The following is a 1,431-nucleotide window of genomic DNA, read 5'->3' as shown; positions in this document are numbered from 1 at the left end:
GGTGGGAGCGGTGGCCGCCGCGCTGCGCGGGGCGGGCGTGCGGCCCGGTGACCGGGTGTGCGGCTACCTGCCAAACGTTCCCGAGGCCCTGATCGCCTTTCTGGCCTCGGCCGCCGTCGGTGCCGTGTGGACCTCCTGCTCACCCGACTTCGGTCCCCGTGCCGTCCTGGACCGCTTCCGCCAGGTGGAGCCGGTGGTGCTCTTCGCCGCCGACGGTTACCGGTGGTCCGGTCGAACCATCGACCGGACCGACACCGTGGCCGGGTTGCGCCGGGAGCTCCCGACGCTGCGGATGACGGTTCACGTCTCCCTCCTGGGCACCGAGACCCCGGAGGGCGCCACGGGGTGGGCGGATCTGGTCGCCGCCCCGGCGGAGCCGGAATTCGCCGTCCTGCCCTTCGACCACCCGTTGTGGATCCTGTACTCCTCCGGCACCACCGGGCTGCCCAAGGCGCTGGTCCAGTCCCACGGCGGCATCCTGCTGGAACACCTCAAACAGCTCTCCCTCCACTGCGACCTGCGCCCCGGCGACCGGATGTACTGGTACACCTCCACCGGCTGGATGATGTGGAATTTCCTCATCTCCGCCCTGCTGGTGGGAGCTGTTCCGGTGTTGCACGACGGGGCGCCGGCCCACCCCCGTCCCGATGTCCAGTGGAGGGTCGCCGCCGAGGCCGACGCCGCGCTCTACGGCACGTCCGCCGCGTACGTCATGGCCTGTGTCAAGGCCGGCGTCCATCCGGGGGAGGAGGGGCGTCTGGATCGCCTGCGGTGCGTGGCCACCACCGGTTCCCCCCTGCCCCCCGACGGCTTCCGCTGGCTGCACCGGGAACTGGGGGACCGGTGGATCGCCTCGGTCAGCGGTGGGACGGACGTGTGCAGTTGCTTCGTCGGCGCGGTGCCCACCCTGCCCGTACGGGTCGGCGAGTTGCAGGCGGTGTGTCTGGGGACCGACCTGCGGGCCCGGGACGCCGACGGTCGTGAGGTGATCGGAGAGGTGGGCGAGCTGATGGTGGCCCTGCCGATGCCCTCCATGCCGATCGCCTTCTGGAACGATCCGGACGGCTCCCGTTACCGGGAGAGCTACTTCACCGGTCATCCCGGCGAGTGGCGGCACGGGGACTGGATCACCGTCACGCCCGATGGTGGGGTGATCATCCACGGCCGTTCGGACTCCACCCTCAACCGTCAGGGGGTGCGGATGGGCTCCGCCGACATCCACGAGGTGGTGGAGCGGCTGCCCGGCGTGCGGGAGAGCCTGATCGTGGGGGTGGAGGAGCCGGGTGGCGGCTACTGGATGCCGCTGTTCGTCCACCCCGCGGAGGGTGTGGCCCCGACCGAGCTGGCCCCGGGCGGGGAACTTCACGAGCGCATCCGCGCCGACCTGCGTTCGGAGCTCTCCCCCCGCCACGTCCCCGACGAGATCATCCC

At 71.5% G+C, this 1,431-nt stretch carries 1 protein-coding gene; it reads left to right on the top strand.

Going from position 1 to position 1,431, the window contains the following annotated elements; translation table 11 throughout:
* The coding region (locus FNQ90_RS23095) for an acetoacetate--CoA ligase (RefSeq protein ID WP_182608121.1) at nt 1-1,431 on the top strand (1,431 nt) is incomplete at both ends.

Origin of the sequence: Streptomyces alkaliphilus (assembly GCF_014141535.1) — a bacterium.
GTDB lineage: Bacteria > Actinomycetota > Actinomycetes > Streptomycetales > Streptomycetaceae > Streptomyces > Streptomyces alkaliphilus.
This window is presented reverse-complemented; position numbering and strand designations above follow the sequence as displayed.